The following is a 21,364-nucleotide window of genomic DNA, read 5'->3' on the forward strand; positions in this document are numbered from 1 at the left end:
TGAAATGGAAAAACTTGGAGGTGCGCTATGTCTCGTTCAGGAAAAGGCTGCGAGGTAAAGAAAACTCGCGTCAGTTGTAAAGAGGTTTGCTTTCCAAAGAAGAGAGGCAAAAGAAAGCATTGTAAAGTTGTGAAGAAAAGAATAAGAAGAACGGTTAAAGTCATTTGCAAGCCGCAGAAAGCTCCCGATGTTTTTGTAACCACTCCTCCTCCAACTGTCAATGTTCAAACCAATCCGCCAGATGTCCACGTTACAACGCCTGCACCGGAAGTGCACGTTACAACGCCTGCACCGGATGTCCACGTTACAACACCTCCGCCTATCGTCAACGTAGAAACACCTGCACCTATCGTTAACGTAGAGACACCTGCACCTGATGTTCATGTCAAAGTGGAAGCGCCTAAAGCGGAAGTTAAGGTGAAAGTCGAATTTCCCGATGACAATTGTGTCGAAGAGCTGAAAGAAATGCTTCTGGAGTTCAGAGGGAATGAAGTTGAATTGTTCACATCAAGCGGTGACTCAGGGGGATCTCCGGCTAACCGAATTGGCATCGTGGAGAGAGTCGGTGAAACGACATTGACTTTGCGTCCGACAACAGGGAATGCAGAGGGTCAAGTTGCCATTTACTCGATTTGCCACCTTATCGGCTTTAGACCTTTCCTACCTGTTGAACCAGTGGTGTAGGTAGTCTTGAATCATGACATCAACCTTGTAGAAGGTTAGAAGGAGGCAATACTAGATGGATATTGTAGTCATTATAGCTGGCAACAGCTATGCTACGCGTTGCGCTGTCATTAACTGTTATGACGCGACGATGGAGTTCCCTGGACTTGAAGTTGGAGCCAAGCTGACACCGGTTCTGGCGTCCTTGATGGAAGCGGGATTCCATGTTAGGGATTACGAAGGGAACTCGAACGTGACAACTTATTTTCTTATCCGCGGTTCAGCAGACGATGGCGGATGCCATCCTTTGGCTGCATTAGATGGGCGGTTGAACACGCAGGTAACGATCCAGACAAGTGCGGGCACTGTAAGCGGGTTGGTACTTCTTATCGGTTCCGATGTCGTTGAGCTTCTAGAGCCGTCAGGAGATATCCTCCTCATTCCGGCACACAGTATCCAGACGGTGATATAAGGAGGAGAAACCATGTCATTCGCAGATTTACTGGCGAGTTTTATCGGTCGAACGGTTGAAATTTATTTTGCAATGAATCCTCCGATTGTGGGGCAATTAATGTCAGTAGATGGTTGTATTTTTACAATACAAATCAACAACACGTACTATTACAGCCCGCCGGTGACGGTAACGATCGTAGAGGAAGAGATAGCATTTGTGCGTATCATTGCGTAAGCAAATCAAGGGATAGGATCAGGAGGACGGCGGTACGTCTCCTCTGTCCCCCTGACGATTGGCGGCGCCAAGCGCCATCCATTTCATCCAATCGGCATACTTCTCCGCATGCAGATGCGTAATGCTCGATGCGCGAATCCTTCGATGGTAGAGTGGTTGGGCAACGTAGCGAAAGGCGGAAGATTGGGAAAGCCGGATAATGATTTCAAAATCCTCATATAGTCTACCCTCGTAAGGCGCGTCCACGAGCCAACCGCCGATCTTCTGAAGCGTCGCAACGCGGTAGCAGCGGGGAGCGACAGGAAGGGCTCTGCGCAGCAAATCGTTCGCCTCGATGGTCGCCGGCGCTTTGCGGATTCCTCCGAAGATGAGCCCTTTGCGGGCTCGTTCCGTCCACTCATAGTAGTCGCCATAGAGAAGCGACGTTTCCGGTGCTGCCTGCTGCGCGCTGTCAAGCAGAGCCCGGACCCCCTCCGGTGGTAGCCAATCGTCGGCGTCAAGCTCCACAAGCCATGGAGCCCGGCAGACGGACAGCGCAAGGTTTAAGCAATGAGACTTGCCAAGATTCACGGGATTCGTAAATATGCGAATGCGTGGATCTTGCCGCAAGTCTGTTAATTTGGTCTGCGTGAGATCTGTGGATGCATCATCAATAAGAATAAGCTCCCAATCGTCGGCTGTTTGCGCAAGAATGCTTCGAACCGACCAAAGTAAATAATCCGCATTATTATACGTACATAGTGCAATACTGATTTGGGGTGAAGTTTGTGCTTTTTTCTGGGGCTCGACCAAATCGTTAGAGGAGAGTGAAGTCTCCAGAATCGGTCTGACTAATTCCCATTCTTCCTGCTTCTTCTGCCATTTCGGCACATAGGGGATATGCGGCTTCCACCATGAGCTGGAGACGGACTGCCAGGTCCAGCGAGTTCTCAGTGCAAACATTGCATCGTGCAGCATGTAGGTATCAAAAGGTAATCGATCGCTTGCAGGGAAAAAGGGGAAGCCCATCGATTGTACAGCGCGCGTTCGCCAAACGAGCGGTGCGTCAGGGAATTCGGGGTTCCCGCGTTCATAGATTAAGCCGGCACTGTCTTCAGGCAGCGCTTCGAGGCGTTCGGCAAGCTCCGGGAGGAACGATTCATGAAGCAAATCCCCAGCCTGCAGCGTAATACAAAAAGGAAGATCATAGTCGCGCAGATGCTCATTCAAAGCTTCAGCATTTCCGGCCGCCACGAATTGGACGTTCCATTCCGGTGCGACATACGCAAGATTGGCTTTCGTCGCATGGGCACGGGCCAGATCGGAAGATTCGAATACAAACACGAGCATAGACCCAGCCCCCACCCTCCACAATGATATTGGTATACTATGCGAATGATGAGGGACTGGTGCCTGCGTTAGATCAATTGATGCTCGATTAGAAAGCGTTGGATCTGGGAGATGGATTCTTGCAGGGATTGCCTGGAGGAGGGAATCGTCAACTCCGGCTTAAGCGGCTCCTCGTAAGGCGCTGTAACGCCGGTAAAGCTCTCGATCGCGCCGGTCCTGGCTTTCAGGTACAATCCTTTCGGATCGCGTTCTTCGCAAATTTGCAGAGGGCAGTCGACAAAAATTTCGATGAATTCGCCGGGGGCGAACAAGGCGCGTGCTCGATCCCGATCGGCCCGGTATGGCGAAATCAAGGCAACGATGGCGATAATCCCCGCCTCGACAAGGAGCTTAGCCGCTTCTGCCGTTCTCCGAATATTCTCGCTGCGATCTTCGGGAGAAAATCCTAAGTTGCTGTTCAAGCCATGACGAAGATTATCCCCGTCCAGTACGTAAGCACGCACATTTCGGGAAAATAGCATGCGTTCCACTTCATAGGCGAGCGTGGATTTGCCTGAGGCGGAAAGCCCCGTCAGCCACAGCACACAGCTTCCGTGCGCGTTCAGCCCTTGCCTTTCCTGCTTAGAAAGTTTGGAAGGCTGCCACTTAATATGTTTGTTGGACAAGAGGTTTCCCCCTTAGCTTGTTTTAGTTCATTATATGTTTGATAGGAATATGAGGTTCTGGTCAGATTTCCCTATGATCTTGGATTAGTAGATAAAGGTGCTAGATTTTGTGCGTTTTTTCTGTGTTTGTCGATTTTTGTTAAAAAGGTTCGATAAACCTTGAAAAAATTACTGGGATATTTTACAATTTAATAGGTAAATATAACTAAGGAGTCGAAAATGAAAAAAACTGCTGTTATTGCAATTGTATCTTTATTACTAGTCGCATGCATCACGGGGATCATCGTTTGGAAGGTGAAAGATGATAAAGCCAAAAAAGAACTGGCTGCGTTAGCCACCATTGCAACCATTCAAGAAAAAGTAAACGCCCTTTACAAGGACAACCAGAAACTAAATCTTGCCGATTCGATCAACAATGAGATGATAAAAAACTCACAAGACGTAGTGGCTCAACTGAGTGAGGAAGGACTTTCCGCAAAAGCTGCAGCTTTGTTCAAGCAAGCATCTCTAGATCTGAATACCGCGGTGAACATGTTCGCCTTAAAACAGAATATCGAAAAGCTTTTCGATAAAAATGGTGCGTTGGTTGAATCGGCTGATCTAAAGCCTTTCAAAGACCAGTTAGAGGCGCTAAAGACAGATAAGCCAGCTTTTGTAAGTGATATGATGGTCAAACTTAATGATGCCGAAGCACAAAAGGAAAAAATTTCAACTGCAACTAAGTTGGTCGAAGGTTTATTTACATCTTCGGAAAAGTCTACGGTAAAAGAGAACATTACTCGTGCAGAAATTGATGAAGCAAAAGCAAAAGTAAACGAGATTAAACAAGACAAAGCAAAAGAAAGCTTGCTGACCTCTATACAAACAACGGATGCGTTCTTAGAATCAAAAATCAAAGCGGAAGCTGAGGCAAAGGCTGTTGCTGAAGCCAAAGCGAAGGCTGAGGCGGATGCAAAAGCAAAGGCTGTAGCTGATGCAAATAAAGCAAAAAGTAATCAATCTACTGCATCCGCCAATAAATCTAACGGCACTCCGGATTTAACAGGTTGGGTACCCTATAACACAGGGGATCCAGCGACATTGTTGAAATACTTGGCATCAGGTGACGTCATTAAATATAATGGCAAGTATTATGCATCTCCAGATTTGGTAGATATGATCTCCAATGAAAACGTGGTGAAGGTTATAGAAATTTCAAAATAATAAACATAGGCTCATGTAAAAACAACCATCGCATTTGATGGTTGTTTTTTGATTGAAGATCATTACTGAGAATATTGTCTTTAACCCTTACGAAGCCGTAGCTCAAAAAAATATTGCACGGCCGGATGCTTTAGCTTGATTTTTTCGGACATACTTACAATCCGCTTTCTTCCAACTCGCCTGTCCATTAATGCCAAAATATTCAACAATATATCCTTGCTTTCCAGGCTCTCCTCAATCGATGAGGATAAAAATTTAGTTGCAGCAGCCGTAAAATTGGATTTGCTGAGGGAAGCTTGTGCTGCTAAGAGCTCCTTGGCCAAATCGGAGATTACTCGGCTTCGCGCAATTACGATTAAACGATCTTCCGGAATCTTCCCCTCCGTATTCATTCTTACAGCTTCGATTTGTTGAGGGCTGATCGGAATGTCGATACTTGAGTCATTTTTTATTTCTTGCTCCGACTGATACCATTTGATGAGAGTGGTCGCATCACTCATATTCAGTATATTTTTTTTATCCACCGCGATATAGCAGATCCCTGCTTTATCGGGTAAATAACGATAGCCGGTTGCACGGTATTCCACTTTCCCTTGTAACGCAGGACTGAGAAAGCCCTCCAATTGCTGCTTCAACTTGCTCCAGGACATGATAATCTCCTATTGTTTAATAACCCTTATTGTCTATTTCTCAAACCAATTTTCTCATAACAACGAATATAATCGATCTCAAACTCACTAGGATATACGGGCGCAGTACTCGAACCACTTTTCGATGAGGGAATCTCATAAATGTTCAGCATCAATTGCATCGGATATTGCGGTGATTGCTTGGAACGATGAATGAGTTTGTTATCGATATAAAAATCTACGCCGTGATCTGTCCAATCGACAGCATATATATGATATTTTGTCGGATCGATATCAAACGGTTTTTCGAAAAACTCTTCTTCCAACATCGGATCGCCGAATGGATGGATGCCAAAGCCTAGCGTACACGTGCCATTTTCAACATGCCAGCCCTTTAATTCAAATGGACAGATTTCACCAGATCGATTCGGAAGATCCTCAAAACCGATCATCCAAAACGCGCAAACATTATTAGGGTTCCCAACACCTTTTGCCCGTAATTCAAAATACCCATACTGCGGAGTAAATAACTGTATAACGGGTTGTTCTTCTCGAACAAGACAGTCATTTGAGAATCTGTGCTGACCATGCCTACTACCTAAGGGCCCAGAAAAAACACCGGTTTGGAGGCTGCTTGCTTTCACATCTCCGTCGAATTCAGGGCACCACGGTAGTTGGTCTTCCGTTATTTGAAGAATGAGTCGACTATCTTTTATTGTATAGTTGGCTGCTGAACGCTTTCGATTGCTCCACTGAGGCAAATAGCAAGACAGCCACTTCGTTCGGTCGAGTTCGTCCGTATCAAAATCATCATGAAACACTAAGTTATAGCCAACCTTTTCTAGATCGTTTCTTGGAAAATCATAACTGCTCATCGATCATGCCTCCAACTCATCCATCTGTTCTTTAAAATATTATATCATGCCTATTGAAGGAAAGGGAACAAATGTTCTATAATTATTGGAAACGGCTGGAGGAGTGGTAAGCAATGAAAATAGTCAAGCTGGAAGGTCTTACATTATTAGCTGATGATGTTTCTCGATTGGCCCAGTTTTATCAAGAAGTCTTAGGATTTGAAATTGTTATCGAAGAGGAACATTATGTTGAATTTAACAATGCTGGTGTGAGATTGGCCATTTGCTCCAAATCATTAATGGCGGACAATACTAATGGCTACACTTCTTTTACGGAAAGTCGCAAAGGACAAGCGTTCGAGCTGAACTTCCAATGTGATTCACCCGATCAAGTATACGCCTTGTACAATGAGTTCGTTTCGGAGGGAGCCATTGCCGTGACAGCTCCTCAAATCAAGCCTTGGGGTCATACGACTGGCTTCTTCGGCGATCCGGAAGGAAATGTTCATTCTATTTTTGCGGTGAATCCTGCATGATTGGTACGGGGGTGAGCCCTGAGCGCATCGCTGGCAGCGATGCGCTTTCGCACTATTAGCAATTTCACTGCTGTAAACGACTCTGCAAAGATTTGACGTTATTGATATTGCCGAAATTTAGATTCATCCATTTCATGAATTGTTCTTTTTCTTCGAACTGTGGATAGTGAGCGGACTTTTCAAACCTAATGAAGTGCTTTTCTGGCGCCTCTATTGCCTCAAAATATGTTTTCGCCGCTTTCAATGAAGTCATATAATCGTATTCCCCCATAACAAAGTAGACAGGAATATCCAAATGGTCAACGATGCGAGGAATATTATTTTTACGCTCCTCTTCCAACAAAACATTCTGCGAAACCGAAACCCCTCTGAAATAACGAATCGCATCCAGACCATTGTATTCAGGACTAACTAAAAATCCTAAAAAATAATCCTTGTTTTCATTGATAAGTCTAGCTGCTCCTCCGTACTTACGAACAAGACTTCTGGGTGTAGTATCCTCGCCTCGTTCAATCGACTTTTGGAGAGAATCTAATTTTTCCGCGTCATCCCAATTCCCTGCTTGTTTCGCCTGTTCGACAATGTATACCAAACTATCTAATTCGCTCTGAACCGTATTAGCCACTTGTCCAATCCCAACGTAAGCATCATATTTTTCCGGTGCCTTAGCCGCAGCCTTTATCCCAATATACGTTCCGAACGAATGACCAATCAGCAAAACCTTATCTTGATTTAGTTTCTTTGTTACGTAATCGGTTAATTCCAACAAATCCTCCACCAACAAATCCGAGGTCAAGTTTGAATAATTATTAAAAAAATGATAAGATTTCCCGCTTCCGCGTTGATCGTAGTGAACAATAGTAAATTTCCGTTCCAGCTCTTTCTGGTATTTTCTCACGTATGGAATCTCAGAGCAGCCTGGCCCGCCATGAACAAAGATGATGATCGGATTGTTCCGATCTGCTCCCCTGATCATGACCTCGTGTCCTGCCCCATTGAGCTCTACTTGTCCAAGCTCGCTAATGCTATTCTCACTTTTAATGTGAGGCGTCCATGTGGGCATAAACATTTTGACAGCAATAATCAAAATAATGATCATCAAACTACGTCTACATATTTTTAAAATTCTCATATTAATTTCCCGCTTTCCAATGTATATCCAAAACAAACTGTATCATTCCTGTTACTTCCAGCGCCAGTTATCCTTCCAGAATATCGGCAGCAAAATATTCACCCGCCTCGATATGGAGCCTAGCGGGATGTCCGAATCCTGATTTAATGGCTGACGAAGTGAAGTCGACGAGGACTTTTAGCGGTAGATTCAGACGCCGTGCTCCTTCGCCTACGGCTCCGTCCGCGCGGGCGAACCCTCCAGGGGTTCTCACCCCATGATCCATACAAAAAACCACGATCTCGAAGGATCGTGGTTTAAGTTTGTATGGAGCCTAGGGGGATCGAACCCCTGACCTCATCGCTGCCAGCGATGCGCTCTCCCAGCTGAGCTAAGGCCCCGTATCGTTGTCGTGATGCCGACTTTTTGTATTATACAGGCACGCTTGAAGACAAGTCAAGTCTGTTTTTGCAGACGTTGTTTTCCGGCGCCGATTCATGCTAACCTAGTAACATAAACTATCGTTTTCGTAGGAGTGAAGATAAGGTGTCAAATGCAGTGTGGTACTGGGTTTTCTTGGGGATCGCTTTCGTAGTTCCGTTCGTATTGGGCGTGGGCCTCATGCGTAAAACGAATCGGCTGGGCTTCTCCTTTTGGGTGACGACAGCCTTGAATATTGTACTGACGTTGGCGGCGGCGTTCTGGTGGAAGTCGGTGACGACGGACAAGTTCCAAATGATGTTCGGGATGGCGTTCTATGGGGTATCAGCGGTGAATGTGATGGTGATTGAGTTTTTCGCGCTGTTCAGCATTCGCAAGAAATTGAACAGCTAGATGGAGGTACGAACATGACGAAGAAAGTCGGATCCAAAGCGGTGTTCTATGTGTTTCTGGCAGCCGCGCTCTTATGGATGGCGTTTATTTATATGAAGTCTGCGGAAACGTACCAGCAGCAAAGCCTTCGGCCTTTCCTCGAATCCAAGCTCTCCGAGCAGCAGCTCCAACATTTTCCTCATCTGTCTTTTTATTATGACGGCCAATGGATTTCCTGGCAGGATCCGATCAACGCGATTGAATTTATCATAAGAAAAGCAGGGCATGTCAGCGAATATGCGCTTCTGGCCCTGCTGTGGTCCATTGCCTGGCTGGCGAAGCCGATGAGACTGAACATGGCGTTAGGCACCTCCTTTCTAATCTCTATCGTCTATGCGGCGACGGATGAGTGGCATCAGACGTTCGTAAAAGATCGAACGGGGCACCCGATCGATGTCGCGGTGGATGCGGTGGGCATTCTCCTGGCGGTTGTCATCGTGTGGCTTGTCATGCGCCACAAAACAAGGCTTATAACCAAAAGAAAAGGCTAGCTAAGAGGACGTATACTTTTCTTTTGCGGACGGCTTTCCATTTCCAGTGCTCGGCGGCTGTGCTCGCCAAATCCTGCTGCTGCCACTCCATTAATTTTTCCGATACATAAAGATCTGTTGGTTGCATGCGATCTCAACTTCCTTTCATTTCCTGATGTGTTTAGTTTACAACTAGAATAAGGGGAACAAAAAGTGTATAATTCACTTCAATGATTTCCCCTTTTAGTCAGGAGGCTGAGCGATGCAAATACTGAATCATTTTCTTGAGCTGAGAGCGGGATTTGAACATGGCATCGAGCACAAACCGCAGGCCATTACGCTGGAAGAAATCGCAGCCAGATTGTATTGTTCTACACGCAATGTGAAGCTTGTACTGAAAAAAATGTGTGAGATGCAATGGATTTCCTGGAAACCCGGACGCGGGAGGGGCAATGTGTCGGAGCTGACGTTCCTCGTATCCGCAGAAGATATGATTGCCAAGCAAGCGATGGAATTGGCCGGGAGCGGCGACTATAAAGGATCGATCGAGCTGATCCACCAACTCGGCAAGGGAGAGGCATTGCAGGATTCCTTTGTGGAGTGGTTGTTCGGCTTTTTCGGCTATAAAACGGTAGAGCATGAGACGAGACTCAAGGACACACTGCGTTTTCCCGTATACAAATGGATCGTGACGCTGGACCCGGCGCAGTGTTTCTATGCGTTTGATTTTCATATGATGAACCAAATCTTCGATACATTAGTGCAATACAACTCGCAAAAGAAAGTGATCGAGCCCCATTTGGCGCATTATTGGCAAGTTAGCAGGGATGGCCTGCATTACACGTTTTACTTACGCAAAGGGGTACTGTTTCATCATGGCCGGGAAATGACGGCACAGGACGTGCTGTACTCGCTGGAGCGTTTGCAGAAAATGGGCGAAGCCGCTTGCCAAGGCTGGATGACGGCAGGGATCGAGTCCCTGACAATGCTGAATCGGTATGCGCTCACCATTGAGCTGAAGCAGCCCAATGAGCTGTTTTTGCAGCAATTGGCGCATTCCTCCATGGCGGTTGTCCCTGAGGAGATTTACAAAGATCATGTGGACATTTTCGGGCGCATGCCGATCGGGACAGGACCGTTCCGCCTGGAGCGCAACGACGACTACATCTGTAAGCTGAGCGCATTCGACAGCTATTTTGGCGTCAGGCCGCAGATTGATCAAATTGAGCTCTGGCGGCTCCCCATGGAGTTATCCGAGGCGCAGCAAAGCTGGGAGCCCGTGCAGGTGCTGGTCAATATGGATACGAATCAGAAGCCTGTCGGAGCCGTCGGCAAAGACGCGGAGTGGCATCAGATCAAACAGTCGATTATGGGCTGCAGTCTGCTCACCTTTAATCAGAATCGGCCAGGGCTGCAGCGGCAATTGGCATTCCGTCAAGCGATCGATCTGATTTTGGATCGGGAAGGGATGATTCAAGAGCTGGGCGGCTTTCGGGAGGCGCCGGCGAGAAGCTTTTTGCCTGATCGGAACATGGGTTTCGGGACTGCCCTACGGACGGATGTTGAACGGGCGAAGCAGTTGCTAGCTGAGATCGGTTACGAAGGAGAACGACTCCGGATGTATGTATATGGGAATAACACGGAGGATGCGGCATGGATCGGCCGGCAATGCGGCAAAGCAGGGATTCCCGTCGACATCGTGGTTCGCAGCGAAGAAGAGATGATGAAATTGGACGTGGTGAACGAAGCAGATATGATCTTTTACCACATTTGTATGGAGAGCCATTATGACTTGCATATCATCCAAACGCTCAAAGAAGCGAACAGTTACGTGCGCGCACATTTAGATCCAGCGGAGAAGAAGCGGGTGGATGAGGCGATCGACCGCATAATGGCAATCCCTGACGAGGAAAAGCGCATTGTGCTGCTGCACGAGCTGGTAGAGGAGCTTCAGGCGAACAAATCGTTCCTTTTTGTCCTGCACCGCTCGCAGCAAACGACGTACCACGATTCGATCAAAGGGCTCAGCATTAACGATTTGGGATGGGTGGATTTTCGGAAAATTTGGTTTATGCCGACAAGCTGATATGTACAAAAAAACGACCCTAAGGTCGTTGTTGCGAATCGGATTCAAAACGGTTTTCCATGGCTTGCCAGCGGGCGTTGGCGACAAAAAAGCCGATAAAGAAGAACAAGACCAAACGCGCCGGCACCCAGACGGGATTAATTTGTTGAAAGCTGATGAGTTCAATGAGGCTTGTAATCACGGTTAGCCCAAGGCCCCAAGGCAGTAGCCCGAAAAGGACCAAATATCTGGATCTGCCTAGCTGTTTTCTTTTTAGCCAAATGTCCTTGTGTGATTCTTTCATGTGGTGAAGACTCCCTTTTTTTCTTTCTATTATAGCACTCCGCAAGAAAGATGAACATCACCCGAATAATATGGTAGTATTAGGAAGTTGAAAGGAGGAATTGTCAATGCTGCTCAAAGTTTTACTATTCGGCTTGCTCTGGCGCATCGTCGGGAATCCGTTTCTTGCCCTTTTGATTCTTCTCGTGATTCTGTACTTTCTGGATCGAAGATACGTTGGACTGACGCCGAATCTCACGAAACCTTTTCAGTTAAGCCGCCGTGCTGCGAGGCTGAGAGCGGATCTGCATGCCAATCCGCATAACACTTCGGCGAAGCTGGAGCTGGCAAGAATTCTGATTGAACGCAAAAAATATCAGGAAGCGCTCCCGTACTTGCAGGACGCGCTGCCGATGATGCAGGACTCCGCGGATGTCCATTATGAAATCGGGCTGTGCCTGCTCAAAACAGGCGATCTCGCGCAAGGCGAGACCTACATGCTGGAAGCGGTCAACCTGAATCCGCGCGTCAAATACGGCGAAGCCTATCTCCAGCTTGGCGAGGCGCTGGCGAAGCAAGCGCCGGAGCGGGCTGTGCGGTTGCTCGAGCAGTTCCGCGACGTGCACTCCTCGTCCGTCGAGGCGTACTACCGGCTCGGGCAGCTGTACCAACAGCTCGGCCGTCAGGATGACGCGAAGCGCGCCTTCGGCGAAGCGCTTGAGATTTATCGCGGCTTGCCACGCTACAGCCGCCGCCAGCAGCGCCGCTGGGCCTGGCTCGCGCGACTTAAATAGCATAGCTATACGACACATGCACAAGGCGAAGAAGCCGGCAAACGAATAGGGTTGCCGGCTTTTCCTATGATTTACATATCCAGAAATATCCAGTACGATAGAGGGAAAAGGATGTCGCGAGCTGTGCATGTGTGCGACCGGTAAAATGGAGGTTCTTACGTGATCGGACATGCTGAGAGTTCTAGAAAGCTAACAGGTCGTAAGCAAGAAGAGGAGTGCAAATCGGGGGAGTCTTTGACAAGCCCTTTCGCGGAACGCAGCGGCCGAACCCTTTCTGCTCAAAGCGGTATGTACCTGCAACGAACCATTGGCAATCGGGCGGTGGGGCAGCTGCTGCAAGCCAACAAGCCGGTCATTCAGCGGGACCTCGTCAAGTATGACGAAATCTTGCCGCCCGAAACCCACCGGCGGTGGATGCCGCTTAAAACCGAGATTGATGGCGACAACGAGGCATTTGGGCATGAAGCAAAAGTTGAGGGGGCTGGCGGCAAGTGGCAAACGAAGGTGGAATGGGACGCCGCCGACCATGACGACGGTGTAAAGATGGTAGCGGATCCGCTTGGCCCCGATCATCCGCTCGGAAGCACACCAGGAGCGAAGGGCAAGTGGGCGGATAAGCGGAAAAAGATGGAGCGCAATTCAGGTAAGATGGATTACGTGGCCGGCCATTTGCTAAACGAAAATTTGGGAGGACCGGGAAATGATGTTCGCAACTTAGCCGCCATTCCCCAGGTCGCTAACAAGAAACATTCCGATGAAGTGGAGGAAAAAATAAAAGATATCGTCAACAATCAGCATGGCTGGGTGCGATACGAGGTGAAAACCAAACAGGCACAGGACGCAAGCTCCAGAAATTTATGGTATACGTCCGCGTTTGAATGTGATTGGTACCAGTTGGATCCCAAAACCAAAGGGAAGGTGCCGGGGACGCATGGTCATGTGGATATTGACATCCCGCCTCCCTCCTACTTTAAATCGGGCAATGACAGTTTGCAGAATGCTCCTGACAAATCCGGAAAAGGCGTCGACAGATGGGACCGCGACCACGCGGCCGCCTGGTCCAAAGTTGCCCGTAAAGAGGTGGTGCTGACCAACACCGACGACCTCAGCTCTGCAGCAGCCGTGATGAAGCCAATTCAAGCGGTATTGGATAAAATGGGGATCTCCGATACGATTTTGGATGTACCGCAGGATCAATTGTCCAAGAGTCTTGTTTCGATTATGAAGTCGGCCAGCGTGAGCGACAATGAAAAGAAAGCGAATGAAGTGATTAAGACGGAAAGCGCAATACTGAAAGATCTCAATACAAAGAATCAGTTAGCTGATTATGTCATTGCCAAGGATTTGGACTGGGCACTGGAGAACGCTCCGAAAGAGCGTCATCTCCGGTTACTCGGTATTTTCGCAGAGGCTCAAAAATTATTCGAACTGATTCATCAGGCACCCGCTGCGGCCAATTTATTGTCCGATGTTAATGAATCGCTTAAGAAAGAACACCAACAGCGGCAAGCGGTTGAGGAAACAGCGAGGCATTTGCTGAAGCTGGTCATCATAGCACGGGAGGAGCGGGATCGAGCGCTGCAGAGTTCCATTGGTTTTGCAAATAACGAACGCAGTGCCTTCGGTCTGGAGCCGCTTCCCACGGATCAGCCATACGGCAAATCGATGGAGCAGCTGCAGAGTACGGAAATGTTCAATCATACTGACTTTGATTATTATGAGAACATGCCTATGACTCCGTATCGGCAGGAAGTGATGGAAGAAGAGATGCGAAGCGAGACGGAGTACAAAGATTTTAAAACCCGCGGCAAGCTTACCGTTCATAAGCATCTGCGTGAAAATCAGAAGAAGTATAAAAGCAGCAGGTTTATGAAGGAATACGGACCGCGCGTTGAAAAGTTTAGTAAAATGTCTGCGTCGAATTACGATAAGAAGATTATTCAATTGTTGTCTGAGTATCAGGATCATCAAAATGCCTTGGTTCAGCTAAGAATTTTAAAATTCGCTATGGGCGATACGGTTGTCCAGCCGATTATCGATATGGTTGAAGCGAAGCGCGACAGCGACTGGGGGAAATTTGGAACGGCTTGCGGGATAATTTCAGACAACTATGCAGACAACGGAAAAAAATATAAAGAAATTTATCGTCACATGCATGATGTGATCAAAGGGTAAAGCGGCATGGTGCAGCCCTTCTAGCGCCGGGCTGCTTTGCGCATCGCGCTCGCGTAGCCACGCGCGAGCGCATACGCACCCGCCAGGCCGACGAGAATCGCGGCCGCGGTGTGCGCGCTGTAGAGCCAGCGCTGCGCGTCCGGCTCCGGCGCCAGGCGATCCCACAGGGTGAGGATCGCCGGGTGCGCCAAGTACACGCCAAAGGACGCGGCGCCGAGCGCCGCCCCGCCCTTGGCGACAAACCCTGTGCACGCCGCGAGCGCGCGCGCAGCCGGCAGGCACGCCATCGGCACGGCCATGGCGTACAGCACGAGATCAAGCTCGTACCACGCGCTTGATAGAGCAACCCGGCCGAGCTGCTGGAGCAGCAGCCCGCCGGCGAACAGGACGCCCGCGAGCACGGCCGCGGCGCGCACCCACACGTGCCGCCGCTTCGCCCAGGCGGCCACCGCGCCATAGCGGAGGCCCGCATAGGCGCCGAAGCAAAAATACGCGCTGTAGCCGAGCAGCAGCGAGTCGTACTCAGGCAGCGGATGCACCCAATGGTGGCAGCCGTAAGCGGCAGCTTGAATCCCGAGGCCAAGCGGGATCAAAGCTTTTTGCACCCAGGGATAGGCCTTGACAAGGCTGATCAGCAGCGGGAAGACGAGATAGAACTGAAGGATGATCACCATGTAGTACAAATGATAGCTGGCGTTTCCCGAGAGCAGCAGCTTGACGAAATACCACGGATCGAACCGGACCGTACCATGGTAGAGCCACTGATTCCACAGATAGTAAAACAGCGACCACAGGACGTACGGAACCGCGATTTTGCGCAGCCGCTTCCACCAGAATTCACGCGCCATACCTGGCTTCCAGCGGTCGCCATACGTATAAAACAACACCAACCCGCTAATCCAGATAAAGAGAGGTACAGTGAACAAGGACGCTTTGTTGATCATGAAAAATACAGCCTGGGGTACGCTTCCTGTGGGAAGCAGCGTTGCGGCAGCGGTGCCGTGAATGACAAGCACAGCGACAATCGCGAGTGCGCGCAAATAATCGATTTCAGTCAGTTTCGGCTTGGCAGCCATGCAGGGCAATCTCCTTTTGTACAACTTCGGCAGACAAGCTGTGCAGTCGAGTCGTTTCTAGCAATCTCTTAAAAATGTATCACGAACCTGTGAACAGAACAACGCCGGAAAGTGCTGAAGATTGCCGGAGTGAACTTGACGCTCCCAGCCGCCCACGCTAAACTGAGAAAAGAATATGGAGAGAGTCAAGGTGAATGCAAAATGAGCTATGAATATGTCATGCAAGCGATTTTACTCATATTTTTAGTCATTGTGACATTTTTTGCGATGATGGTATGGACGAAATGGCGGAAAAGAGGACGGAGATAGGCCATGTATTTTATTAACCATGAACAAATTAATGATCGGCTCGCTTTTTTGAACGTACTGGCGGAGACAAGCCGCGAGATCGTCGCCCAATGGCAGCAAGGCACGCCTAGTCTGGCTTGGCAGATGGCTCAGGAGCGCGTGCTTCATTTGGCCATCGAGACGGTAACGGATGTCGGCAGCCTGCTGATCGACGCGTTTATTTTACGGGATGCGAGCTCGTATGAAGATATTGTGGAAATCGTCCACGGCGAAGGGGCATACTCGGAGTCGTTGACCGCTACGCTGTTGCAGTTGGTGAAGCTGAGAAAGCCGCTGGTGCAAGACTTCGTGGACCTGGAGCGCGGGGAGCTTCATCCGTTAATGGCGGTGCTGCCGGGCGCATTTGAAGAGTTTAAAGCAAGTGTAGCTGCGTTTATTAAGAGTGAATTGGCGTAGCGAAACAGAACGGATACGAATTGTGAAAATATACGCTGGCGCGGCAAGCGCCTGTCAGTGGCCGGGTTCAATGGAACCCGGCTATTTCTTCACCAGCTATCGTTCCCAGTGATCCTCGATTTACATATCCCGCGCGATACGGTAAAATGAGACCAACACAAATTCCGAGGCAGGTGAGAGCATGAGTGAAACATTAGAAATGTCTACGCGCCAAATGATTCTCTCCATGCTCAAAACGCAAGGCTCATTAAGCGTCCAGGAGCTTGCCAAGCAGCTCGGAATTACTGAAATGGCGGTCAGGCGGCACATTCATGCACTGGAAAAAGACGACTTACTTGAAGCGAAGCTGATTCGTCAAGCGATGGGACGTCCGACGAATGTGTACACGCTCGCCCCGCAGGCGGATGATTTATTTCCCAAGAAATACTTGCAGCTTACGCTGGATTTACTGGATGAGCTGCTTGAGGGAGAAGGACACGATAAAATCGAAAGGCTGTTCGAAGGCCGTCAAGGGAAGCTGGAGGCGCGTTATCTCCCCCGTATGTCCGGGAAGTCGCTCGATGAGCGAGTGGAGGAATTGGCTGCTATCCAGAACGAGAACGGTTATATGGTCGAGTGGTCGAAGCGAGAGGACGAAACGTTCGAGTTTAATGAGCATAATTGCCCGATTTCCAAAGTGGCTGGTTCGTTTCAGCAAGCGTGTCAATGCGAACTGTCCTTGTTTCAAAATTTGCTAGACGCCTCCGTTGAGCGGACGTCCTGTCTGGCCAAGGGCGCTAATAAATGCGTCTACATTATTCGCCCTAATTCATAAAGACCATCTTCCGTCATGCGGAGGATGGTCTTTATTCAGCGTATCAGCATGTAAATCCTCGAAGTGGCTATGTTCCATCAAATAAACGCTACCGTCCTTGAAAGGATGGCAGCGTTTATCTTTGTGTGGCGGAAAGGAAAGTATTTCTCGAAGCAGCGCCGTGTCACTCTTAGACGCCACGATCCACTTTCCTGCACGACATACAGCTAATTTTCATTAAATGGGTCCATATATGCAAAAAACATGTAAAACTTACATGAAATTTTAGTTCTGGACCCATAATCGGTGAAAATCAGGAGCCAAGCGGAGATTTTCCTGTATAAAATACAGGATTCTTCGCAAAAACGCCTGATTTTTCCGAATTTGATGTAGGAAATACATCTTCCCGCAACCTAACCCCTCGCAGCTCCAAGCAAACTCGCCGCCTTCTCCTTGACCCAGGCGAAGTTTCCGGCTTCGATCTCTTTGAGGTTGATTAATGAGCCGCCGATGCCAAGGCCGTAGCAGCCGATGTCCAGAAACTGCTTGATGTTGCCTTCCGTCACACCGCCGACTGCCATCATCGGAATGTGGTCCAGCGGCCCCATCAATTCTTTGATATACGGCAGCCCGAGGCTTGCGCTTGGGAATACTTTGACCGCAGTGGCGCCAGCTTTCCAGGCTTTCACGATTTCGGTCGGCGTCATCGCACCTGGAAAAATCGGAATCTCCTCTGCTTTGCACCAGCGAATGACTTCTTCGTCGAGATTCGGCGTCACGATGAAGGAAGCGCCTGCGGCAACCGCTCTCTTGGCGTCGTCCAGATCGAGCACCGTGCCGGCGCCGATGTACATTCGCTCCCCGCAGTGGGATTGCAAGCCTGCAATCATGTCTAGCGCCCCAGGTGTATTCAGGGTAACCTCCATGACGGTGACGCCGCCTTCAAACAGGGCATCCGCTACGCCCACAATGTGCTGCTCCTTAACGCCCCGTACAATCGCGATGATTCGCGTACGTTCGATTTCTTTGATTCCTTGCTCGCGCTGCATTGTTGCCATTGTGCATTCCCCCATGCTTGTGTCAGATTGTCCTTCGTCTATTATGACAGGTTCCTGAATTTTTTCCAATTCGGTTGTGTCAAAACAAGCTACTCTTACCTATACTGTAGTAATTCATAGGCATTCGTCTAGAAGCTATTGTTCAAAAAGGTCGTCTTGTGATCAAGCGTCGAATCTTGCGTTCACCTGCGAAGGAAGGTAGCCATGTAGGTTTTGCCTACACTCCGCTCCGCTTTCTCCAGGTTCTCGCAACCTTCTCGGTGCTGACAATCCGACTTTTCGTGGCCCTCATCATTCACAGCTTGCAGGAGGTGTCTGTCATGTCTTGGATCGAGTTCAGTGTGGTCAGTGTGGCTGCTGCGTTTATCGTGCTTGCGGTGTTCGCGGTTCGCCTGCTTATTACGGCAAGGAGCACGTTGCAGCACTTAGGCCGTACAGCGGATAACGTTCAAACGTCCGTAACCGCTGCGACCGCACAAGCCGAACAGTTGATGCAGCAGGTCGGCAAACTGGCGCAGGACGTCGATCGGCAGTTACAGGCCATAGAACCGGCGGTAAAGGCCACGGAGAAAGCAGGGCAGGCGATGGGCGACATGGCTGCTGCACTGGGGTATACGGCGAAGAAGCTCCGAACGTCGATTGGGGGGGCGGAGAGAGTCGTCAGCGACCACCAACGGCGGATTCAAGACGCGATGGAATGGGCAACGACCGGCTACGAGCTGTGGCAGAGGTGGCAAAGCTATCGGAATGCGAAAAACGACACTAAGGAGTGAATCTCACATGTCCACTGAGAAAAAAGGTAAAGAGCTTCTGATCGGCGCAGTTGTAGGCGGGGTACTCGGAGCGGCAGCGGCCTTGCTGTTTGCGCCAAAATCGGGGCGCGAGCTCCGCAGCGATATTGCGGAAGGCGCTCAATCTGTCAGCCAAAAAACGCAAGCTACGGCGAAGGCCGTCTCCACGACAACCGTCGATTTGGTCGGCAAAGCGAAAGATACGGCGGTTAACGTTGTGGAAACTGTTCGTTCATGGAGAGGCGCCTCCACGGAAGAAGCGGAAGAAATCGATGACATCGAGGCGTCTGAGGCAGCGGAGGATTTGGTTATTCTGGGGCGTTAATGGGCCCCTTAAACACACAAAAAAGGGAAGTCCGCATGCAGCGCTCAGGCTTGCACGGACTTCCCTTTTCTCAGCTTTTTACCATTTGGACGGGTCAATCTTGGAGATGTCCAGCCCTTCCCACACGTTCTTGATTGGAGCGGTCTCCGGATGATCGAACAGCAGCCATGCGGTCGGTAAGTAACGCTCGCCGTACTCGCTGGATGGTTTGTTGATGATCTCGTTATTGTGGACGAGCACCGTCGAGGAACCGCCGTCCAGGTTCGCAGCCGTAATCGCGCCGTGTGCGAGGAAAATCTCCTGGATATCGTAGAGTGTCGCCCCGATACTGTGCTTCTGCCTGCCGTCGATCACGGCGAACAGGATCGAACCGTCCTCCGTCTGCGCCATGCAAGTGCGCGGTGCGATGCCCCAACCGTCGGCCTGGTTCTTGATCTGACCGACACCGTTGACGATGAAGCGCGGAGAGAAGGAGACGGCTTCCTGCACGCCCATCTTGACGAGTTCGGAAACTTTGTACTTGCCGGCGATCATGCGGCCTTCCTTGTCGATACCGACCACGTTCACGGTGCCGTTCATGCCCCGGTCGTTATAGAAGATTTTGCCGCCGGACATGACAACGCCCTCCGGCTGAAAGCCATTGCCCTCCCAGTTCGGGTCGATGAAGCCGCCGCCGTTCACGCCGAGAATGGCACCGGTTCGTTTGACCATGGAGGACACTTTCTCGCCTTTGCCGGCTTTATCCGGAACGGCGATGCGGAGCTTCTTCGGGTCGGAGATCGTGACCAGCTGGCCTTTAAAATTGGGGCCGGAAATCGGCTCGATCGTCACCAGTTCTTTCTTGGGCGGATGTTCTACCGTCGAAACCGCCGAAACGGGAGGATCCGTTTCGAGCTTTACGAGCCCTTTATCCTTTTCCACGCCCATTTCATCAAATCTTTTCCAGTACGCCTCAACGCGCTTCTGCAGCTCATCGGAGCCGATTAAATATTTGGCCCAGTCGCGGTGCTGTGTCGTGATCAGCGTATCCGCCATCATATATCGAACGTTCGAGCCTGACGAGCTTAGAAAAAACCACCCCAACCCGGCAATGCCTATCACCGTCAAGGTGATCAGCGTATACATGAAAAAGAGCAGGCCTTTGGAACGCTTAGGCCGACCTCTTGCGGGCAGCGAGGCTTGCCGGGCGGTTGTTTGTTGTACTGCCATGTATCCAATCGTTCCTCTCATTCAAAAAATAACTGCGCCTTTCCTATACTAGACGGAAAAGAAGGAGGAAAGTTTCAGTTTTTGACTGAATTTTCCTCCTTCTGGGATGCATGGGCGGCAGTCGCCTTTAGGTAGGACGCATACCCGAGCAGTCAGCGGAGCTGACGACCAGGGCGACCCAGGGCGAACGACTAGCCCTCAGTTAATTTTGCGACAGATTACGGGACGACGATTGGAAAAACGTGTCTAAGGTACCACGATCGTTCGGCAGGGGAATGGCTCCGCCTGTGTTAACGGCAACGCTGCGAACGAGAAGGTCATGGTATTTTTTTTGGCGGGAGGCTGCAATCGTTACGCTTTTGTGAATGCCGAGCGGATCGAAGTACAGCTTGCCTTCCTTTTCCACATACTTCTGAACCTGCGTCAAGTTGACGAATAAATCCGTATCCATCTTCTTAAACCCGTGCTCTTCAAGCTTGTCCAGAAAATGCACAAAATCCAGCAGCGACTTCATATTGACCACTTGATGCCCAAGCCGGGTATGAAACTTCAACTCCGTTGGGCTGATTTCAATATAAACGATATCCGAAAGCGGAATATGGTCGAGTTTTTCGTTGGTCGGTGTATCCGACAGCTCTGTATGCTCAAGGTAGCCTGCCTTTTCCATCAGCTCGGTGTAGGAAAATTTATAGGCTTCAGACAGTTTTTTTAAAGTAACGGGTGAAGGTTTAATTTTTTCATTTGTTGAACGATTGCGCTCCAGCTCCAAGTCTCTGATGTAGGCGTGTGAAAGTCCGCTTTTATTCGCGGCCTCGCGCAAGGACATTTTCCCCCGCAAGCTTTCTAAAAATTTTCCGAATCCTTCAAATTGCTTCATCATTATCCCTCCGTATATCAGTATTGTAATAGAAATTCAGAAAAATAGAAACGGTTGCTTTGATGAATGGCGGCACTTTCCTCGTTTGCCGGCGGTTCCCCTCATTAGTGCATATTTCCATAAGTCCGATGAGACATTAAGTGTACGCAGATGG

Annotated in this window: 24 protein-coding genes and 1 tRNA gene; 14 read left to right on the forward strand and 11 right to left on the reverse strand. The window is 49.4% G+C overall.

Annotated elements, in window-relative coordinates; genetic code table 11:
* The first annotated feature begins 27 nt into the window (after nucleotides 1–27).
* Genes EJQ19_RS09110 through EJQ19_RS09120 form a run of 3 tightly spaced genes read left to right on the forward strand, consistent with a single transcriptional unit; the run spans nucleotide 28 to nucleotide 1,351 of the window.
* On the forward strand, nucleotides 28–684 hold the full coding sequence (locus EJQ19_RS09110; RefSeq protein WP_126140899.1) for a superantigen-like protein SSL4: 657 nt from the start codon (nucleotides 28–30) through the stop codon (nucleotides 682–684).
* Between the two features lie 55 nt (nucleotides 685–739).
* Nucleotides 740–1,135 (forward strand): hypothetical protein, encoded by a 396-nt coding sequence (locus tag EJQ19_RS09115; protein ID WP_126140900.1) that lies wholly within the window; start codon nucleotides 740–742, stop codon nucleotides 1,133–1,135.
* 12 nt (nucleotides 1,136–1,147) lie between these two features.
* Nucleotides 1,148–1,351: a hypothetical protein gene (locus EJQ19_RS09120; RefSeq protein ID WP_126140901.1), complete on the forward strand. Its 204-nt coding sequence runs from the start codon at nucleotides 1,148–1,150 to the stop codon at nucleotides 1,349–1,351.
* Between the two features lie 18 nt (nucleotides 1,352–1,369).
* On the opposite strand, the gene EJQ19_RS09125 is transcribed toward EJQ19_RS09120, so the two are convergent.
* Nucleotides 1,370–2,680 (reverse strand): glycosyltransferase family 2 protein, encoded by a 1,311-nt coding sequence (locus EJQ19_RS09125; protein ID WP_126140902.1) that lies wholly within the window; start codon nucleotides 2,678–2,680, stop codon nucleotides 1,370–1,372.
* Nucleotides 2,681–2,748: 68 nt separating this feature from the next.
* A complete protein-coding gene (gene cysC / locus EJQ19_RS09130; RefSeq protein ID WP_126140903.1) occupies nucleotides 2,749–3,345 on the reverse strand; it encodes an adenylyl-sulfate kinase in 597 nt (198 codons plus the stop codon).
* Between the two features lie 219 nt (nucleotides 3,346–3,564).
* Between cysC and EJQ19_RS09135 the strand changes: the two genes are divergently transcribed.
* A complete protein-coding gene (locus tag EJQ19_RS09135; RefSeq protein WP_126140904.1) occupies nucleotides 3,565–4,548 on the forward strand; it encodes a toxin Cry1Ac domain D-VI-related protein in 984 nt (327 codons plus the stop codon).
* Nucleotides 4,549–4,628: 80 nt separating this feature from the next.
* On the opposite strand, the gene EJQ19_RS09140 is transcribed toward EJQ19_RS09135, so the two are convergent.
* On the reverse strand, nucleotides 4,629–5,198 hold the full coding sequence (locus EJQ19_RS09140) for an SF0329 family protein (protein ID WP_126140905.1): 570 nt from the start codon (nucleotides 5,196–5,198) through the stop codon (nucleotides 4,629–4,631).
* A 26-nt stretch (nucleotides 5,199–5,224) separates the two neighbouring features.
* A complete protein-coding gene (locus EJQ19_RS09145) occupies nucleotides 5,225–6,052 on the reverse strand; it encodes a glycoside hydrolase family 16 protein (protein WP_126140906.1) in 828 nt (275 codons plus the stop codon).
* Between the two features lie 113 nt (nucleotides 6,053–6,165).
* On the opposite strand from EJQ19_RS09145, the gene EJQ19_RS09150 reads away from it, so the two are divergent.
* Complete coding sequence (locus tag EJQ19_RS09150) at nucleotides 6,166–6,567, forward strand: VOC family protein (RefSeq protein WP_126140907.1); 402 nt, start codon at nucleotides 6,166–6,168, stop codon at nucleotides 6,565–6,567.
* Nucleotides 6,568–6,631: 64 nt separating this feature from the next.
* Here EJQ19_RS09150 and EJQ19_RS09155 read toward each other — a convergent pair whose 3' ends face one another.
* Both EJQ19_RS09155 and EJQ19_RS09160 read right to left on the reverse strand, forming a co-directional pair.
* Entirely contained in the window at nucleotides 6,632–7,699 is a 1,068-nt protein-coding gene (locus tag EJQ19_RS09155; RefSeq protein ID WP_126140908.1) for an alpha/beta fold hydrolase, read from the reverse strand.
* A 307-nt stretch (nucleotides 7,700–8,006) separates the two neighbouring features.
* Nucleotides 8,007–8,079 (reverse strand) — tRNA-Ala (locus EJQ19_RS09160).
* Between the two features lie 145 nt (nucleotides 8,080–8,224).
* Here EJQ19_RS09160 and EJQ19_RS09165 point away from each other — a divergent pair.
* The 3 genes from EJQ19_RS09165 (at nucleotide 8,225) to EJQ19_RS09175 (ending at nucleotide 11,107) form a co-directional block, all read left to right on the forward strand.
* A complete protein-coding gene (locus EJQ19_RS09165) occupies nucleotides 8,225–8,512 on the forward strand; it encodes a hypothetical protein (RefSeq protein ID WP_126140909.1) in 288 nt (95 codons plus the stop codon).
* 14 nt (nucleotides 8,513–8,526) lie between these two features.
* Nucleotides 8,527–9,042 carry a VanZ family protein gene (locus tag EJQ19_RS09170; RefSeq protein ID WP_126140910.1) on the forward strand — a complete coding sequence of 172 codons (516 nt, stop codon included), beginning with the start codon at nucleotides 8,527–8,529 and terminating at the stop codon, nucleotides 9,040–9,042.
* 241 nt (nucleotides 9,043–9,283) lie between these two features.
* Nucleotides 9,284–11,107, forward strand: a complete 1,824-nt coding sequence (locus EJQ19_RS09175; RefSeq protein ID WP_126140911.1) for an ABC transporter substrate-binding protein — start codon at nucleotides 9,284–9,286, stop codon at nucleotides 11,105–11,107.
* A 19-nt stretch (nucleotides 11,108–11,126) separates the two neighbouring features.
* Here the strand turns inward: EJQ19_RS09175 and EJQ19_RS09180 are convergent, their stop codons facing one another.
* Complete coding sequence (locus tag EJQ19_RS09180) at nucleotides 11,127–11,390, reverse strand: hypothetical protein (RefSeq protein WP_126140912.1); 264 nt, start codon at nucleotides 11,388–11,390, stop codon at nucleotides 11,127–11,129.
* A gap of 106 nt (nucleotides 11,391–11,496) precedes the next feature.
* Between EJQ19_RS09180 and EJQ19_RS09185 the strand changes: the two genes are divergently transcribed.
* Nucleotides 11,497–12,162 carry a tetratricopeptide repeat protein gene (locus EJQ19_RS09185; RefSeq protein ID WP_126140913.1) on the forward strand — a complete coding sequence of 222 codons (666 nt, stop codon included), beginning with the start codon at nucleotides 11,497–11,499 and terminating at the stop codon, nucleotides 12,160–12,162.
* 159 nt (nucleotides 12,163–12,321) lie between these two features.
* Nucleotides 12,322–14,337 carry a DNA/RNA non-specific endonuclease gene (locus tag EJQ19_RS09190; RefSeq protein WP_126140914.1) on the forward strand — a complete coding sequence of 672 codons (2,016 nt, stop codon included), beginning with the start codon at nucleotides 12,322–12,324 and terminating at the stop codon, nucleotides 14,335–14,337.
* 20 nt (nucleotides 14,338–14,357) lie between these two features.
* Here the strand turns inward: EJQ19_RS09190 and EJQ19_RS09195 are convergent, their stop codons facing one another.
* The gene (locus EJQ19_RS09195; RefSeq protein ID WP_126140915.1) at nucleotides 14,358–15,413 is read right to left on the reverse strand and encodes an acyltransferase; all 1,056 of its coding nucleotides are present in this window, start codon (nucleotides 15,411–15,413) and stop codon (nucleotides 14,358–14,360) included.
* A 312-nt stretch (nucleotides 15,414–15,725) separates the two neighbouring features.
* Here EJQ19_RS09195 and EJQ19_RS09200 point away from each other — a divergent pair, with 312 nt between their 5' ends.
* Both EJQ19_RS09200 and EJQ19_RS09205 read left to right on the forward strand, forming a co-directional pair.
* Entirely contained in the window at nucleotides 15,726–16,157 is a 432-nt protein-coding gene (locus EJQ19_RS09200) for a DUF86 domain-containing protein (RefSeq protein WP_126140916.1), read from the forward strand.
* A gap of 181 nt (nucleotides 16,158–16,338) precedes the next feature.
* Nucleotides 16,339–16,971: a helix-turn-helix transcriptional regulator gene (locus EJQ19_RS09205; RefSeq protein ID WP_126140917.1), complete on the forward strand. Its 633-nt coding sequence runs from the start codon at nucleotides 16,339–16,341 to the stop codon at nucleotides 16,969–16,971.
* Nucleotides 16,972–17,363: 392 nt separating this feature from the next.
* On the opposite strand, the gene EJQ19_RS09210 is transcribed toward EJQ19_RS09205, so the two are convergent.
* Nucleotides 17,364–17,999, reverse strand: a complete 636-nt coding sequence (locus EJQ19_RS09210; RefSeq protein ID WP_126140952.1) for a bifunctional 4-hydroxy-2-oxoglutarate aldolase/2-dehydro-3-deoxy-phosphogluconate aldolase — start codon at nucleotides 17,997–17,999, stop codon at nucleotides 17,364–17,366.
* Nucleotides 18,000–18,328: 329 nt separating this feature from the next.
* Here EJQ19_RS09210 and EJQ19_RS09215 point away from each other — a divergent pair, with 329 nt between their 5' ends.
* Nucleotides 18,329–18,781: a DUF948 domain-containing protein gene (locus tag EJQ19_RS09215; protein ID WP_126140918.1), complete on the forward strand. Its 453-nt coding sequence runs from the start codon at nucleotides 18,329–18,331 to the stop codon at nucleotides 18,779–18,781.
* Nucleotides 18,782–18,788: 7 nt separating this feature from the next.
* Entirely contained in the window at nucleotides 18,789–19,124 is a 336-nt protein-coding gene (locus EJQ19_RS09220; RefSeq protein ID WP_126140919.1) for a YtxH domain-containing protein, read from the forward strand.
* 78 nt (nucleotides 19,125–19,202) lie between these two features.
* On the opposite strand, the gene EJQ19_RS09225 is transcribed toward EJQ19_RS09220, so the two are convergent.
* On the reverse strand, nucleotides 19,203–20,333 hold the full coding sequence (locus tag EJQ19_RS09225) for a phosphodiester glycosidase family protein (protein ID WP_126140920.1): 1,131 nt from the start codon (nucleotides 20,331–20,333) through the stop codon (nucleotides 19,203–19,205).
* A gap of 202 nt (nucleotides 20,334–20,535) precedes the next feature.
* Complete coding sequence (locus EJQ19_RS09230; protein ID WP_164716417.1) at nucleotides 20,536–21,210, reverse strand: helix-turn-helix domain-containing protein; 675 nt, start codon at nucleotides 21,208–21,210, stop codon at nucleotides 20,536–20,538.
* Nucleotides 21,211–21,364: the final 154 nt, after the last annotated feature.

This window comes from Paenibacillus whitsoniae, assembly GCF_003955665.1.
Lineage (GTDB): Bacteria > Bacillota > Bacilli > Paenibacillales > NBRC-103111 > Paenibacillus_E > Paenibacillus_E whitsoniae.

Coding starts and splice junctions, on each gene's coding strand:
- EJQ19_RS09170 (WP_126140910.1), top strand. CDS start 8,527: ATGACGAAGAAAGTCGGATCCAAAGCGGTGTTCTATGTGTTTCTGGCA.
- EJQ19_RS09205 (WP_126140917.1), top strand. CDS start 16,339: ATGAGTGAAACATTAGAAATGTCTACGCGCCAAATGATTCTCTCCATG.
- EJQ19_RS09175 (WP_126140911.1), top strand. CDS start 9,284: ATGCAAATACTGAATCATTTTCTTGAGCTGAGAGCGGGATTTGAACAT.
- EJQ19_RS09195 (WP_126140915.1), bottom strand. CDS start 15,413: ATGGCTGCCAAGCCGAAACTGACTGAAATCGATTATTTGCGCGCACTC.
- EJQ19_RS09215 (WP_126140918.1), top strand. CDS start 18,329: ATGTCTTGGATCGAGTTCAGTGTGGTCAGTGTGGCTGCTGCGTTTATC.
- EJQ19_RS09110 (WP_126140899.1), top strand. CDS start 28: ATGTCTCGTTCAGGAAAAGGCTGCGAGGTAAAGAAAACTCGCGTCAGT.
- EJQ19_RS09135 (WP_126140904.1), top strand. CDS start 3,565: ATGAAAAAAACTGCTGTTATTGCAATTGTATCTTTATTACTAGTCGCA.
- EJQ19_RS09220 (WP_126140919.1), top strand. CDS start 18,789: ATGTCCACTGAGAAAAAAGGTAAAGAGCTTCTGATCGGCGCAGTTGTA.
- EJQ19_RS09125 (WP_126140902.1), bottom strand. CDS start 2,680: ATGCTCGTGTTTGTATTCGAATCTTCCGATCTGGCCCGTGCCCATGCG.
- EJQ19_RS09155 (WP_126140908.1), bottom strand. CDS start 7,699: ATGAGAATTTTAAAAATATGTAGACGTAGTTTGATGATCATTATTTTG.
- EJQ19_RS09225 (WP_126140920.1), bottom strand. CDS start 20,333: ATGGCAGTACAACAAACAACCGCCCGGCAAGCCTCGCTGCCCGCAAGA.
- EJQ19_RS09180 (WP_126140912.1), bottom strand. CDS start 11,390: ATGAAAGAATCACACAAGGACATTTGGCTAAAAAGAAAACAGCTAGGC.
- EJQ19_RS09210 (WP_126140952.1), bottom strand. CDS start 17,999: ATGCAGCGCGAGCAAGGAATCAAAGAAATCGAACGTACGCGAATCATC.
- EJQ19_RS09230 (WP_164716417.1), bottom strand. CDS start 21,210: ATGAAGCAATTTGAAGGATTCGGAAAATTTTTAGAAAGCTTGCGGGGG.
- EJQ19_RS09115 (WP_126140900.1), top strand. CDS start 740: ATGGATATTGTAGTCATTATAGCTGGCAACAGCTATGCTACGCGTTGC.
- EJQ19_RS09140 (WP_126140905.1), bottom strand. CDS start 5,198: ATGTCCTGGAGCAAGTTGAAGCAGCAATTGGAGGGCTTTCTCAGTCCT.
- EJQ19_RS09145 (WP_126140906.1), bottom strand. CDS start 6,052: ATGAGCAGTTATGATTTTCCAAGAAACGATCTAGAAAAGGTTGGCTAT.
- EJQ19_RS09150 (WP_126140907.1), top strand. CDS start 6,166: ATGAAAATAGTCAAGCTGGAAGGTCTTACATTATTAGCTGATGATGTT.
- EJQ19_RS09185 (WP_126140913.1), top strand. CDS start 11,497: ATGCTGCTCAAAGTTTTACTATTCGGCTTGCTCTGGCGCATCGTCGGG.
- EJQ19_RS09120 (WP_126140901.1), top strand. CDS start 1,148: ATGTCATTCGCAGATTTACTGGCGAGTTTTATCGGTCGAACGGTTGAA.
- EJQ19_RS09200 (WP_126140916.1), top strand. CDS start 15,726: ATGTATTTTATTAACCATGAACAAATTAATGATCGGCTCGCTTTTTTG.